This is a genomic window from Streptosporangium sp. NPDC020072, assembly GCF_040631445.1.
In the GTDB taxonomy this organism is placed as follows: domain Bacteria; phylum Actinomycetota; class Actinomycetes; order Streptosporangiales; family Streptosporangiaceae; genus Streptosporangium.
The window spans coordinates 489165-502268 of sequence record NZ_JBEYAB010000003.1 but is presented as its reverse complement, the minus strand read 5'-3'; the positions used below and the strand labels follow the sequence as shown (position 1 = coordinate 502268).

Here is a 13104-nt window from a genome sequence, read left to right as displayed (position 1 = left end):
GGGCGAAGACAGGCACGGCGGGGTGAGGCTCTCCCCGGACCCCCTTGCCGGGACACCCACCCCGCCGCGCCCGTCTCACCCGCCCTCGTCCCCGAACCAGACGAGGTCGGAGTGCAGCCGCCTGGCGGCGCTCTGCGCGCTGTTCCACAACCCGTGCCCACGGCCGTCGGCCCCGATGGTCGCCGCCTGCCCACAGGGCAACGTCAGCCCGTAGGCCACCACCTCGGCCTGTTCGCCCTCCCAGCCTTCCTGAACCAGCGCGAACACGCGGGGCACGTGCTCCTCGTTGATGTTCTCCATGCCGGTACTCCTTGTTGTCGGGTGCTGGTTTCCCGGTCCCTGAGGCGAGACCTCACAGGACTTCTTGATGCGAGCCGATGCCCGCAGGTGTGGCCAAGTTGTTCGAGGCCGCAAGGGGGTGCTCGGGCTGGTGCGTTCGTTCGCGACTGATCTTTCTGCGAGCTGCGTCCGGGCGCTGTTGTTCGGTGGAGTTCTGGTTCTCGCTGAATCTCGACAGGCATATGAAAGCTGGACATAGGGAGCTTCCTGGTCGGGAGGATCATGCCTTCGTCCTGCCAGGATGATACGTCCTTGACGTCAAGGCAACAAGGAGATTCGAGAGTGGAGACATTGCCTCCTTGTCGATAAGGTGCGAGAAGTACCTGTGTGGCGGCCGCAGATGCACGCATGCGCGTCGTAGTGAGGGGATGAGCTCATCGTCCTCATGAGGGGACGTGACTTGATCTGTCGGACGAGGGCGTTTGCGCCGATGCCGATCTCATCGCTCCTGTAGAGATCCCAACGGAGGGAAGCTGTGAAGCCCGATACCCGAGACCAGTCCGAGCGGATCGCCGCCGACCTTCGTGCCCAGATCATGGCCGGGCAGATTCCACCCGGTGCACAGCTTCCGTCCATTCCGGCGCTGGCCGCCAAGCGTGGCGTCTCGACGACCGCCGTGCAGACCGCCTGGCGCATCCTCAAGGCGGAGGGGTACCTCGTCAGTGAGACGGGCAAGGGGGTGTTCGTGCGTGATCGTCACCAGTTCACGGTGAACGCCGCCGCGTACTTCGACCCGGCCGAACGAGGGGTCAAATACAAACTGCTCGACGTCGCCGAGGTCACGGCACCCGCCGATGTCGCCGCCGCTCTCGGTGAGGAACGAGCCGTGCTGCGGCGCCGGCTGACACTTCGTCAGGACGAGCCGGTAGAGCTGTCCTGGTCCTACTACCCGGTCAGCCTGGCTGCGGGGACTCCTTTGGCGGGACGGGGCAAAATCCGGGGAGGCGCGCCGCAGGCCCTGCACGACCTCGGTTACCCGGAGCGTGAGTTCGTGGACCGCCTGTCGGTTCGTCCGCCGACGACCGAGGAGGCGGAGGCCCTCGACATCCCGCAGGGGGTTCCCGTTCTCCGGCAGTTCCGCACGGTGTACTCCGCCGACGAGCGACCGGTGGAGGTAAGCGTGATCATCAAGCCGGGACACCTCTACGAGTTGTCCTACCGTCAGTCGGTCTCCATGGGCGACCGAAAGTAATTGCCACTCCGGGTCAGGACGAGGACCGGCGGAGTTCTCGGGTGGCGGTTCGGTAGGCGTGGCCTATGTGGGTCAGCAGGCCCAGCAGCAGGGGGATCTGTTCCGGGGTGTAGTGCGCGCCGATCGCGTCCAGATGGCGTCTCGCGGAGTCGCGGGTGGCCTCGTAGTCGCCCAGTCCGTCTTCGAGCAGCTCCACGGTGACCGTACGGCGGTCGCGTTCGCCGCGCACCCGCCGTACGTAACCCGCCTTCTCCAGGCGGTCGATCAGCCGGGTCGTCGAGGCAGACGGCAGCCCGAGCTCCTCGGCGATCGCCCCGACGGCGAGGGGGCCGCGCATCTCCAGCAGGATGACGGCGGCGACGTCGGCCGGTTGCAGGCCGAGCCGGTTGGCCACCGCCTCGTTGTGCTGCACGACCGCGATCAGGAACTCGCGGTAGATGTCCTCTTCCGGATGTTTGTGGGCCACTCAGCCAACCTACTCCAGCTTGGTATATCTTCATATCGGAGATACTCCGATTTGGAGGAAATATGGACATCCTTGTCGTTGGTGCCGGCGTGGGCGGTCTGGCCGTGGCGCGTCACCTGCTGGCCGCCGGTCATCGGGTGCGGGTTTTCGAGCGGGCCGCCGCCAGGCGGACGGGCGGGGCGGGATTGACCATGTTCAGCAACGGCGTCGCCGTACTGAACGATCTCGGTGTCAGCCTGGACGGTGTGGGAGGGCGCATCGACAGGATCGACGCGCTCACCTCCGGTGGCCGGTTGCGCACCACCATGGACCTGGTTCACACTGCCGCCCGGTTCGGGTTCGAGAACAAGTCGGTCTCCCGGAACATCCTGCTGGACCGTCTCGCCGAAGGGCTGCCCGAGGGACTCGTCCGCTACGGGACGGGCTTTCGGAGCGTGACGCAGGACGACGAGAAGGTCACCGTGACCTTCGACGACGGCACGACCGCCACCGGAGACCTGCTCATCGGGGCCGACGGCCATCACTCGGCGGTACGGCGGCAGCTCTGGGGCGAGGAGGTCGTCCGTACGGCGACCTTCGGCACCTGGCAGGCGCTCAGCCCGATCGACATCGACCTCACCCACACCAACCTCCACCTGATGATCACCGGAAAGGAGGGGGCGTGCGGGCTGATTCCCGGGGGCGACGGGCTGCTGCAGTGGTGGTTCGACGTGCGCTGGTCGCCCTCCGACCCACGGCCCGCGGAACCGCTGGCCGAGCTGAGGCGTCGCTTCGGGCACTGGGCCCCACCCGTTCCCGAGGTGCTGGCCGCCGCGCGCGAGGAGGACCTCGGGTTCTTCGGCCACCACTGGAACAAGGTCCGGACCGTCTGGGGGCAGGGCCGCGTCACCCTGATCGGCGACGCCGCCCACACCATGCCGCCGACCCTGGGGCAGGGCGCCAACCAGACCCTTGAGGACGTGTGGGTGCTCGGCCGCGAACTCGCCAAGGGTGGAGACCTTCCGGTACGGCTGCGCGCCTACGAGCGGGCCCGCTACCCGAAGGTCTCGCTGGTCTCCCGGCTTGCCAGGCGCAGTCCCGCGAACTGGCGCATCCCGCCGACGGTCGGCCGCCTGTTCCCCGAGACCTCCCAGACCACCATGCTCACCCGCTTCAGCAACCGCCTGACGGCCCTGGCGGGATGACCTACCCGCTTCCCGGGTGTCAGCGGGGGACGAACATCACCGCCGAGATGGGCTCGTCGAAGTCCCGCCGCTCCCCGGGGGCGACGGGGATGGGTGCTCCCGTGCAGTTGCGGTTGACGTACATGTTCGCGACCTCGTCGGTGCCGTTGGACACGAGTAGGACGGTTTGCCCGAACGCGGACAGGCCGATGCACCTGAGGCTCTGTGGATTGACCAGAAGGTTGGGCCGCCCGGCCTGAAGCCGGTAGACGAAGCGACCCGTCGCGGCGTAGGCCGGAAGCGCCGCGCCGGCGAGCATCGCGACGGCGCACGCGGTGGAGACGGCGGCTTTGGTGATCTGTCGCCTCATAGGAGGCACCTCCCGTGAACCTGGGGCCACTGTTTCTTCGTTCGATAACTCTCCGTAGTCGTCAATGGTCACCCGTGTCCCGTGAGTGACGGTCCGGTGTGCCCCGAAGGGCTCTTATGTCTTCCGTGGAGCTCGCTACCGGGAATCCGTGGGTCCGGTCTTGGGTGAGCGTGACGGCGCCGATGATCTCACGTCCGGTCACACGTGGAATTTCTGGGCGGACGCTCGGCTCGCATGGAGCGAAGCGTATTCCCTGGCCTGTTCGTTGTCGTTGTTTCACCTCGGCCGACGAGCTGAGCGATGAAGAATATGAATTCCCCTCTACGCAAGGCTGTGACAGAAAAAGAAGTATTTTTCCTGAGAATGACGGAACCCCCGGTGGCCGGGGGTTCCGTTTGGGGTCCTGTGTCGGGCGGCTCACGCCGTACGCGCGCCGGTGGATCCGTACCGGGTCCGGTCCGGCCGGGCACGATCCGGGGTCAGCAGAGCTTGATGAACCAGACCGGGTCCCAGTTCGTGATGAACTTGGCTCCGGGCTCGAAGTACCTGATGGGGTTGTGCTGCTGGTCGCGGAGCTCCACACGGACGTTCTGGTTGTTGAAATAGGGCGTCGTGCCACCCCACCTCGTCAGCGCGTACTCCGCGCAGGTGTAGAACCGGAACAGAACGTACCTGTCGCCGTTGCCGGCGTTGTACCTGATCCAGGTGCAGAGCCTTTCCGGCCCGCAACTGTTGACCCAGTCGGTGGCCTGCTGCTGGCTCCAGTCGGACTTCGTGTCCCAGACCTCCGGGGCGGGGCTGACCACAGGCCAGGGGATTATGTCCTTCGCCGCGGCCGGTACGCCCTTCACGCTCGCGACATCCGCCCCGGCTGGACTGACAAGGCCCGCGAGGGCCGCGACGACAAGGGTCAGCGCTGCCAGGACGCGTTTGATAGCTGACACGTGCACTCCATCCTTGGGCGATTACCTCATCACCGATCAAATCAGAAGCAGGAGAGCGATATAGGCCGGGAAAATGCCATTTTTCGCTGGTTTACTGCCAACATTGGATCGATGAAAGGAAGGCCCTTTTCCGTGACGGCCCCCTCACGTGTCGCCATCAGGGGTCAGGCCAGGTCCCACAGCAGGCGGTAGTACGCGATGCGCTCCTCGTCAGGGGTGACGCCGTAGGCCTCGTACACCAGGTGGTCGTAGCCGGGGCCGTGGTTCCACTCGGTGCTCCAGGCCGCGACCGCGAGGTCGGCCCACCGGTCGGCCACCCCGAGCGAGCCGAGGTCGACGTGCGCGGCGAACGTGCCGTCATCGTGCACCAGGGTGTTGGGGGCGCAGGCGTCCCCGTGGCAGACGACCAGCCGGTCGATCGGCGGAGGGTCGCCGATGATCGCCCGGGCTTCGGCGAGGCCGAGATGACGGTGTTCGGGGGACCAGTCCTGCGGCCCCTCACCGTCGGCGACGCGCTCGTCGGCGCGGGCGAGCCGCCGCTCGACGCTCCAGTCGAACGGGCACTCCGCGACGGGCAGGGCGTCGTGGAGGACGCGCAGTCCCCGGCCGATCGCGGCCGCCGCGGCCGCGGAGGCCTCCGGGCCGTCACGCCAGCGGTCGTCCACCGCGGAACGGCCGACGAGCGCCGCCGTGACCAGCCAGGAGCCGTCGGCGTCGTCGCCGTGTTCGAGGACCTGAGGGACGTTCACCCAGTGTCGCGCCCAGGTCAGGCGTTCCGCCTCGGCGGCCAGGTCGATCTCCGGGGTGCCGACGGCGATCCACTTGGCGTATCTGACGCCGCCACGCCCGTCGTCGAGCCGGAACGTCAGGCCGCCGAGCTCGTTGCGCCACACCGGGGTGATGTCGTCGTCACCGGCGAGTGCCGCGATGACGTCGGGTACGGGCACCGGGCCGGTCGGGATCTCGTCGATGTCGATAAGGCTCATGGGCCGTGATGCTTCCAGGCACGCCGTACCGGGAACAAAGGGTTTTCAGCCACGGTCACATGTCGGCCCGGGTCGTGAGCCCGCGGTCCGTGAGCACCAGGGCCAGCCCGGCCACCGAGGCGGCGACCATGATCAGGGCGAGGACGTGCAGGCGGTCGTCGTTCACCTGGGTGTGGAAGGCGAGGGAGATCAGCGCGGTCGAGGCGATCGAGCCGAGGAATCCGGAGGTGCGCAGCAGCCCCGAGGCGGTGCCGAGCTGGGCGGCCGGAGCCTGGGCGTACAGGGTGGTCTGGTTGGCGCTTGAGGTCGCGGCCAGGGTGACCCCGACGGCGAGCGTGATGCCGACGACCCAGAGGATCGGGGTGTCCCTGGTCAGCGAGAGGACCCCGATCGAGGCGGCCAGGCAGCAGAACGCCGAGACGAGGAGCGGGGCGCGGACGAGGTTGCGCCGTGAGATGGGCTGCACGATCAGGACGGGAAGCGCGCTCATGGGCAGCAGGAGCAGGCCCGCCTCCTTTGAGGAGACGCCGCGTTCGGCCTGCAACCACTGGGTGAGGCCGTACAGGACGGTGTAGACGCACAGCGACGCCACGGCCCAGCGCAGGTAGGTGCGGGTGAGCGCCGGATTGGCGCGCAGCAGGCGCATGTCGATGAAGGGACGGCTCGCCCGCAGTTCCCACCACACGAGCCCGGCACCGAGCAGTACGGCCAGGCAGAGGGCGGTCCAGTTGGGACGCGGCAACTCCATCAGGAAGACCAGCAGGGCGGCCATCGCCCCGCCGAACCCGGCGATGCCCGCCACGTCGACGCGGGCCGCGAGCTGCCGGGGCGTCACCGGCCCCTCGACCGGCGGGTCGGCGGGAATCCACAGCAGGGCCATGACCAGGGCCGCGAGCGCGACGGGCAGGTTGACCAGGAACGTGGTCCGCCAGCCCCAGGCGTCGACCAGGACGCCGCCGATGGGAAGACCGAGGGCCGCGGTGGCGGAACCGGCGAGCATCAGGCCGCCGAGCACGCCACCGGGCGGCGCGGTCAGGCCCGCCGCCTCCGCGCGGCGCCGGACGAGCAGCATCGCCGAGGGGTAGACGGCCGAGCTGCCCACACCGATCAGGACCCTGGCCACGACCAGGGCGGTCAGACTCCGCCCCGTCCCGCCGACGACGCCGCCCGCCAGGACGATCAGCAGGCCGGTCAGGAAGACACGGCGGGCCCCGAACTCCTCGGCGAGCTTCCCGCCGGTCGGCTGGGCGATGGCGCCCGCCAGGTAGAGCGCGGAGACCAGCACCGCGGTCCGCCCGACCGGGACGCGCACGGCGGCGGCGACCGGGACCAGCGCGGTCGCGATGAGGGAGGTGTTGACCGCGTTGATCGTCGATCCGGTGAACAACGGCGCCACGAACCGCCAGGAGAAGGCGGAGTCCCGCGTCACAGGCGCTCGACCGGGGGCGGTGCGGCCATCAGGGTCTCCGGTTGGGCGAGGACGAACCCGCCGCCGGTGCGCGCCCGTTCCGGGTGGGCCGCCTCCGGGAACCGCCTGCGGACAGCGCGACGTAGCCGCCCAGAAGCGCCAGGCCGGTCAGCGTCTGCGCCACCAGGAAGGGCAGCGGGTCGGCGGGCCGTACGGCCAGGGCCAGCAGGGCGGGCGCGCAGCCGGGCAGGGCGAGGTCGACGCCGGTCAGCCCCCACAGCAGCGGTCCCGTGGGAATCGCGCCGCCCGGAGTGTCGATGACCGGCATGGAGTGGTCGATCGGGCGCCTCCTGGCCATCCGCAGCGCCGCGACCGCCAGGACGGGGCCGCAGGCCGGACCGAGCAGCGGCCACCACGCGCCCGTGCCGAGGGCACCCGAGACGCTCAGCCCGGCCAGGGCCGCCCCCAGCCAGCAGGCGCCGAACAGGGCGGGCGGCAGAGCCCGTACGGCCAGCGCGGTACGGGGACCGACGGCGAGCGCCCGCAGCAGGGCGGGATTGTCACCGTCACGGCGGGCACCGGAGGTGACGGAGACCGCCGCGGCGAGCGTGCCCACGGCCGTCAGCGCGACGGCCACCTGGGACAACCCGGCGGTCACGGCCAGGGCGGGCAGCGTGGCGGCACCGGCCAGCACCGCGAGCCGTACCGGACGGCGTCCGGCGCGGCGGGCCTCCTGCCAGGCCAGCGCCCAGGCGCCCGGCACCGGCCAGCGGCGCGAACGCAGCGCCCGGCCCCGCCAGTGGTTGTCCTCGACCGACCAGGTCAGCGCGCCCGGGTCCAGGGTCACGGTCGCCTGGGCCACCCTTCCCGACCGGGCGGAGGCGGCCAGGATCGCGCGGGCGGGGACACGGTCGAGCGCCGTCCAGGCCCGCCGTACCAGGAACGCGGCCACCGCCGCCGTACAGCAGGCGACCGCGCCGACCACCCCGGCGGGGAGAGCGGCCGCCACCCGGCCGGGCCCCGGACCGGACACGGCCATCAGTACGGCCACCGCCACGGTGAGGGCGATCAGGGCCTGCAACCAGGCGTCCCAGGTGGGGAAGGCCTGACCGAGGACCCCCATCGCCATGCCGCCGAGCCCGGCGCCGAGGCCGATCACCAGCGCGGCCGCCAGCCGCAGGGGGAGCAGGTCGGGGGCGCCGAGCACGGCGACCAGCGTCGTGCCCAGCACCAGCCCGCCCAGGATCGAGATCACGAGCAACGTCCGCGCCGTCCCGCCCAGGACGGTACGGCGCGGCAGCGGGGAGAGCAGGCGCCAGGAGGCGTCGGCGGCGCCGAGCACCACCGGCCCGGCCGCCCTGACGACGGCCAGGTAGCCCGCGTAGGCCACGGTGACCAGCGCCAGCCCGGCTCCCACCTGCCGGGGATCGGCCGGGTGGACGAGGTTCTCCAGCACGGAGGCGACCGGCCTGCCGAGGACCGCGAGCGCCATGGCGACGCCGAACAACGTCGTGTACCGGTCCTGCCAGCGTCTCATCGCGCCGCCTCCAGCCTGACCAGGCGGGCGCCGCAGGCCTCGGCGAGGGCGAGGTCGTGGGTGGCCATGACGACGGCGCCGCCCCGCGCGGCGTACTCACGCAGGAGGTCCGCCAGGCGGTCGCGGAAGGCGGCGTCAAGGCCGCGTTCCGGCTCGTCGAGCAGCAGCAGGCGGCTCGGCCTGACCAGTGTCGCGGCCAGTGAGACCCGCTGGCGCTGCCCGGTCGACAGGGTCAGCGGGTGCAGGTCGGCGCGGCCCTCAAGGTCGAACGCGGCGAGGGCCGTCCCGGTGTCCATCCGTCCGCCACCGTGTACGGTCGCCACCAGCTCCAGGTGCTCCCGGACACTCAGCCCCGGATACCAGGCGGGCTCGTCGCCGGCCAGCGCCACCTCGCGCCAGAATCCCGCGGTGTCCGCCGGAGGTTCGCCCAGCACCAGGACCCGGCCGTCCGCCGGGATCTCCAGTCCGGCCAGGCAGCGCAGCAGCGTCGACTTGCCCGCGCCGTTCTCCCCGATGACGGCCACGATCTCCCCGGGGCACGCCGTCAGGCCGACTCCGCGCAGCACCGCCTGCCCGCCCAGGTCCACCCGCACGTCACACGCGGTCAGGGTCGCCTCCACGGTCACGAGCCCGGGGCGGTTTCGGTCACGCCGGAAGGGCCGGCCCAGGCCCACGGTCCTGAGGTCGTGCCGGGCGTGACGCCGCCGGGCGGGCAGGAGAGGGCGCGGGTGGTCGGACGGCTTCCGGGGAGCTCGAACCGCTGGTTTCGCGGGTCGACGCTCCAGTTGCGGGCGCCGACGATCCCAGCCGGGTGCGGCTGGCGTTGGAGGGGGTTCGTCAAGATCGGTGATTCCGGCACGCCCACAGACTAGGGCGTGTCCTCCCGCCATGAGCGGGGCCCGGCGGCGCGTGCGGTTGCGGTGGGCGGCGGAGCGAACGTAACCTTCCGGCAACGCGTTGACGGAGACGAGTAGTCCCCGGGCACGGACAGGTCGGAGAGAGCCGCCGGAAGCTGCGAAGGCGGACCTGTCCCCGGGGGTGAAGACCCTCCCGAGTGCGGGGAGAAACGGCGTGCGCGCCCAATGCCCCGCCGGCCGGCCCCCGTGATCGGGCCGTCGAGGCCGTCGTGACGGCGGCGAAAGTGCGGTGGCACCGCGAGTTCCCTTCTCGCCCGCACTCCCAAGGGATCACCACTCACTGAGTTGAGGTTTGTGATGATCTCCACATCCACTCGTACCCTGGCCGCCGAGCTTCCACGGCGAATCGGCGACCGGGTCACCGTCCAGGGCTGGCTGCACCGGGGACGGACCCTGAAATCGGTGGTCTTCCTCATCCTGCGGGACCGGTCAGGCCTGGCCCAGGCCGTCTTCACCGGCCCCGAGGCCATGGCCGAGGCCGACGGCCACCCCGAGGAGACGGTCCTGAGCGTCACCGGGACCGTGACCGCCAACCCGCAGGCTCTCGGAGGGGTCGAGCTGACCTCCCCGGAGGTCGTCGCCCTGTCGGGGCCCGCCGAGGCCCCGCCGTTCGACCTCTACCGGCCCGGGGTGCCCGCGACACTGCCGACCATCCTCGACCACGCCCCGGTCACGCTGCGCCACCCGGCGCTGCGCGCCCCGCACGTCATCTCGGCCGCCTCGGTCGCGGGCTTCAGGGCGGCGCTCGACGGTCTCGGCTTCACCGAGATCCACACGCCGAAGGTGGTGGCCTCGGCGACCGAGTCGGGCGCCAACGTCTTCGCGATCGACTGGTTCGGCACCCCCGCCTACCTGGCGCAGTCTCCGCAGTTCTTCAAGCAGGCCATGGTCGGGGTCTTCGAACGGGTCTACGAGACCGGCCCGGTCTTCCGGGCCGAGCCGCACGACACCGCGCGGCACCTGGCCCAGTACACCTCGCTGGACGCAGAACTCGGGTTCGTCACCGACCACCGGGACGTGATGGCGGTGCTGCGCGAGGTGCTGGCGGGCATGACGGAGGCCGTCGCGCGTCAGGCGGGCGAGGAGTGCGCGCTGCTGGACGTCGCGCTGCCCAAGGTGCCCGAGCGTATCCCGGAGATCCACTTCGCCGAGGCGCAGGAGCTCATCGCCGCCCACACCGCCGAGGACCCCAGAGGAGAGCCGGACCTCGCCCCGGCCCACGAGCGCTGGCTGTCGGAGTGGGCGCTGAACGAGCACGGCAGCGAGTTCCTGTTCGTCTCCGGCTACCCGATGGTCAAGCGGCCGTTCTACACCCATCCCGAGCCGGGCAGGCCGGAGTACTCCAACAGCTTCGACCTGCTCTTCCGGGGCCTCGAACTGGTCACCGGAGGCCAGCGCCTGCACCGGTACGAGGACTATCTCGCCGTCCTGGCGGCCAAGGGCGAGTCCACCGAGCCGTACGAGGGGTATCTGTCGGCCTTCCGGCACGGCATGCCGCCGCACGGCGGGTTCGCCCTGGGGCTCGAACGGTGGACCGCCAGGCTGACCGGCGCCGACAACGTCCGCCGCGCGACGCTGTTCCCCCGTGACCTGCACCGCCTGAACCCCTGACGTCTCCCTCCCGTACGGCCCGCCCCGGTTCCCGCTGGGGCCGGGCCGTACGGCGTGGCCGCCTGGTCAGGAGGCCCGCTCGGCGCTTTCCTCCGCACCGCCGAGCAGGTGCTCCCTGCCCCAGGCGCCCAGCGGGCCCAGCGCCGCGTTGAGCGAGACGCCCAGCGGGGTCAGGGAGTACTCGACCCTGGGCGGCACCTCGGCGTACACCTCACGGTGCACGATGCCGTCCCCCTCAAGCTCGCGCAGGTGGGAGGCGAGCACCTTCTCGGTCACCCCCGGCACCAGCCTGCGCAGCTCGCCGAAGCGGCACGGCCGTTCGTCGAGCGCCCAGAGGATCAGGACCTTCCACTTGCCGCCGATCACGTCCATCGCCGCGTCGATCCCGCAGACGTACGCCCCCGGCCTGGGTACGGTCGCCATCTCCAGCCCTCCTGCCTGCTCACTCACCCCGGGGTAAGCACCCACTTCGAAGTGCGTACTTGATCGTTCCGGGGACCGGGATCCAGCCTAGTAGGCATGAACGACAACACTTCCGGACTCACTCTGCTCGGCCTCGGCGCCATGGGCACCGCGCTGGCCCAGGCCTGGCTGACCGCCGGTCACCGGCTGACCGTCTGGAACCGTACCCCGGGCAGGGCCGAGGCGCTCGCCGGGCGGGGCGCGCGGATCGCGGGGAGCGCGGCGGAGGCGGTGGCCGCCAACCGCCTCGTGGTGACCTGCCTGCTCGACGACGCCTCGGTCGGGGAGACCCTGGACGGCGCCGACCTGACGGGCAAGGACCTGGTCAACCTCACCACCGGCACCCCCGGGCAGGGACGCGCCCGCGCCGCCTGGGCCGCCGAACGCGGCGCCCGTTTCCTGGACGGCGGCGTCATGGCGGTCCCCCCGATGATCGGCGCCCCGGAGTCGGGGGCCTTCATCCTCTACAGCGGCTCCCGCGACCTCTTCGACGAGCACCGGGACACGCTGGCCGTACCGGCGCGGCCCGTTCACGTCGGGGAGGACGCCGGGTACGCCGCGCTGCAGGACGTGGCGCTGCTGAGCGCGATGACCGGGATGTTCGCCGGGGTCACGCACGCCTTCGCCCTGCTGCGCCGGGAGAAGGACATCTCGCCGAAGGAGTTCGCCCCCACGCTGGTGGCCTGGCTCACCGCCATGACCTCCTACACCTACGGCATCGCCGACCATCTGGAGAGCGGCGACTACACCAGGAACGTGACCTCCAACCTCGCCATGATGGTCGAGGGCAACGCGACGATGCTGCGGACGGCCGAGGAGCAGGGGATCAGCGCCGAACTGATCATCCCGTTCACGACCCTGATGGAACGCCGCCTGGCCGACGGCCACGGCGACGAGGGCACCGCGGGCGTGGTCGATCTGCTCCTCCGCTGACCCTGGGCGGTTTGTGGGGTTTTGGTGCGGGTAACCCGGCGGAACGGAGGGGTTCCCGCGCGAAGGAGCGGACATGTCAGCGACGAAGAGAATCCTGGTCGTCGTCACCAACGTCGGCGAGTACGAGAAGGCGGGCATGCGGACGGGCCTGTGGCTGGGGGAGCTGACGCACTTCTGGGACCACGCCGAGCGGGCCGGGTTCTCCCTGGACATCGCGAGCCCGTCCGGCGGCACGATCCCGATCGACCCGGAGAGCCTGGCCCACGACGTGCTGGCGGAACTGGGCACGGAACGGCGCTATCGGGACAGGAGGTTCATGAACCTCCTCGACGACACCAGGAAGGTGGCCGACGTCGACGTCGAGGACTACGACGCGATCTATCTCACCGGCGGGCACGGGGTCATGTTCGACTTCCCGCGCAGTGACGACCTGGAGTCGCTGGTCGCCAGGTTCCACGAGAGCGGACGCGTGGTCTCGGCCGTCTGCCACGGCCCCTGCGGGCTGCTGAACGTCACGCTCTCGAACGGGGAGCCGCTGGTCAGGGACAGGGACGTCACCGGCTTCTCCTGGCCGGAGGAGGAGGCGGCCGGCCGCGACGACGCCGTCCCCTACAGCCTCCAGGAGGAGCTGAAGAGGCTCGGGGCCCACTACAGCGTCGCCGGCAGGCCGTTCGAGGCCCACGTCGTCGAGGACGACCGGCTGATCACCGGTCAGAACCCCGGCAGCGCCAGAGGGGTCGCCGAGGCCGTCGTCAGACGGCTCCAGCCCGCCTGAG

General features: G+C 70.7%; 14 protein-coding genes. 5 read left to right on the top strand and 9 right to left on the bottom strand.

Translation table 11 applies throughout. The annotated features are described in order from the left end of the window. Positions 1-75: 75 nt before the first annotated feature. A complete protein-coding gene (locus ABZ470_RS08725) occupies positions 76-300 on the bottom strand; it encodes a hypothetical protein (protein WP_362910886.1) in 225 nt (74 codons plus the stop codon). A 514-nt stretch (positions 301-814) separates the two neighbouring features. Between ABZ470_RS08725 and ABZ470_RS08720 the strand changes: the two genes are divergently transcribed. After that, a complete protein-coding gene (locus ABZ470_RS08720; protein WP_362910884.1) occupies positions 815-1531 on the top strand; it encodes a GntR family transcriptional regulator in 717 nt (238 codons plus the stop codon). A 13-nt stretch (positions 1532-1544) separates the two neighbouring features. Here ABZ470_RS08720 and ABZ470_RS08715 read toward each other — a convergent pair whose 3' ends face one another. Beyond that, positions 1545-1997 carry a MarR family transcriptional regulator gene (locus ABZ470_RS08715; protein WP_362910882.1) on the bottom strand — a complete coding sequence of 151 codons (453 nt, stop codon included), beginning with the start codon at positions 1995-1997 and terminating at the stop codon, positions 1545-1547. Positions 1998-2059: 62 nt separating this feature from the next. Between ABZ470_RS08715 and ABZ470_RS08710 the strand changes: the two genes are divergently transcribed. Beyond that, positions 2060-3181, top strand: a complete 1122-nt coding sequence (locus tag ABZ470_RS08710; protein ID WP_362910880.1) for an FAD-dependent monooxygenase — start codon at positions 2060-2062, stop codon at positions 3179-3181. 19 nt (positions 3182-3200) lie between these two features. Here the strand turns inward: ABZ470_RS08710 and ABZ470_RS08705 are convergent, their stop codons facing one another. The 6 genes from ABZ470_RS08705 to ccmA form a co-directional block, all read right to left on the bottom strand. After that, on the bottom strand, positions 3201-3530 hold the full coding sequence (locus ABZ470_RS08705) for a hypothetical protein (protein WP_352008522.1): 330 nt from the start codon (positions 3528-3530) through the stop codon (positions 3201-3203). Positions 3531-4009: 479 nt separating this feature from the next. Continuing rightward, the gene (locus ABZ470_RS08700; RefSeq protein ID WP_362774489.1) at positions 4010-4474 is read right to left on the bottom strand and encodes a hypothetical protein; all 465 of its coding nucleotides are present in this window, start codon (positions 4472-4474) and stop codon (positions 4010-4012) included. A 164-nt stretch (positions 4475-4638) separates the two neighbouring features. Beyond that, on the bottom strand, positions 4639-5460 hold the full coding sequence (locus tag ABZ470_RS08695) for an aminoglycoside 3'-phosphotransferase (protein ID WP_362910878.1): 822 nt from the start codon (positions 5458-5460) through the stop codon (positions 4639-4641). A gap of 55 nt (positions 5461-5515) precedes the next feature. Then, positions 5516-6889 carry an MFS transporter gene (locus ABZ470_RS08690; protein WP_362910876.1) on the bottom strand — a complete coding sequence of 458 codons (1374 nt, stop codon included), beginning with the start codon at positions 6887-6889 and terminating at the stop codon, positions 5516-5518. A gap of 28 nt (positions 6890-6917) precedes the next feature. Beyond that, positions 6918-8405, bottom strand: a complete 1488-nt coding sequence (locus ABZ470_RS08685; RefSeq protein WP_362910874.1) for a DUF6297 family protein — start codon at positions 8403-8405, stop codon at positions 6918-6920. Further along, positions 8402-9025: a heme ABC exporter ATP-binding protein CcmA gene (gene ccmA, locus ABZ470_RS08680; RefSeq protein WP_362910872.1), complete on the bottom strand. Its 624-nt coding sequence runs from the start codon at positions 9023-9025 to the stop codon at positions 8402-8404. Before ccmA ends, ABZ470_RS08685 begins: the two co-directional genes overlap by 4 nt. Positions 9026-9619: 594 nt before the next feature. Here ccmA and aspS point away from each other — a divergent pair. Continuing rightward, positions 9620-10933: an aspartate--tRNA(Asn) ligase gene (aspS, locus tag ABZ470_RS08675; RefSeq protein WP_362910870.1), complete on the top strand. Its 1314-nt coding sequence runs from the start codon at positions 9620-9622 to the stop codon at positions 10931-10933. 66 nt (positions 10934-10999) lie between these two features. Here aspS and ABZ470_RS08670 read toward each other — a convergent pair whose 3' ends face one another. Further along, a complete protein-coding gene (locus ABZ470_RS08670) occupies positions 11000-11356 on the bottom strand; it encodes a helix-turn-helix domain-containing protein (protein WP_362910868.1) in 357 nt (118 codons plus the stop codon). Positions 11357-11452: 96 nt separating this feature from the next. On the opposite strand from ABZ470_RS08670, the gene ABZ470_RS08665 reads away from it, so the two are divergent. Both ABZ470_RS08665 and ABZ470_RS08660 read left to right on the top strand, forming a co-directional pair. After that, positions 11453-12328: an NAD(P)-binding domain-containing protein gene (locus ABZ470_RS08665; RefSeq protein WP_362910866.1), complete on the top strand. Its 876-nt coding sequence runs from the start codon at positions 11453-11455 to the stop codon at positions 12326-12328. Positions 12329-12401: 73 nt separating this feature from the next. Next, positions 12402-13103 (top strand): type 1 glutamine amidotransferase domain-containing protein, encoded by a 702-nt coding sequence (locus ABZ470_RS08660; RefSeq protein WP_352008531.1) that lies wholly within the window; start codon positions 12402-12404, stop codon positions 13101-13103. The last annotated feature ends 1 nt before the right edge of the window (position 13104 follow it).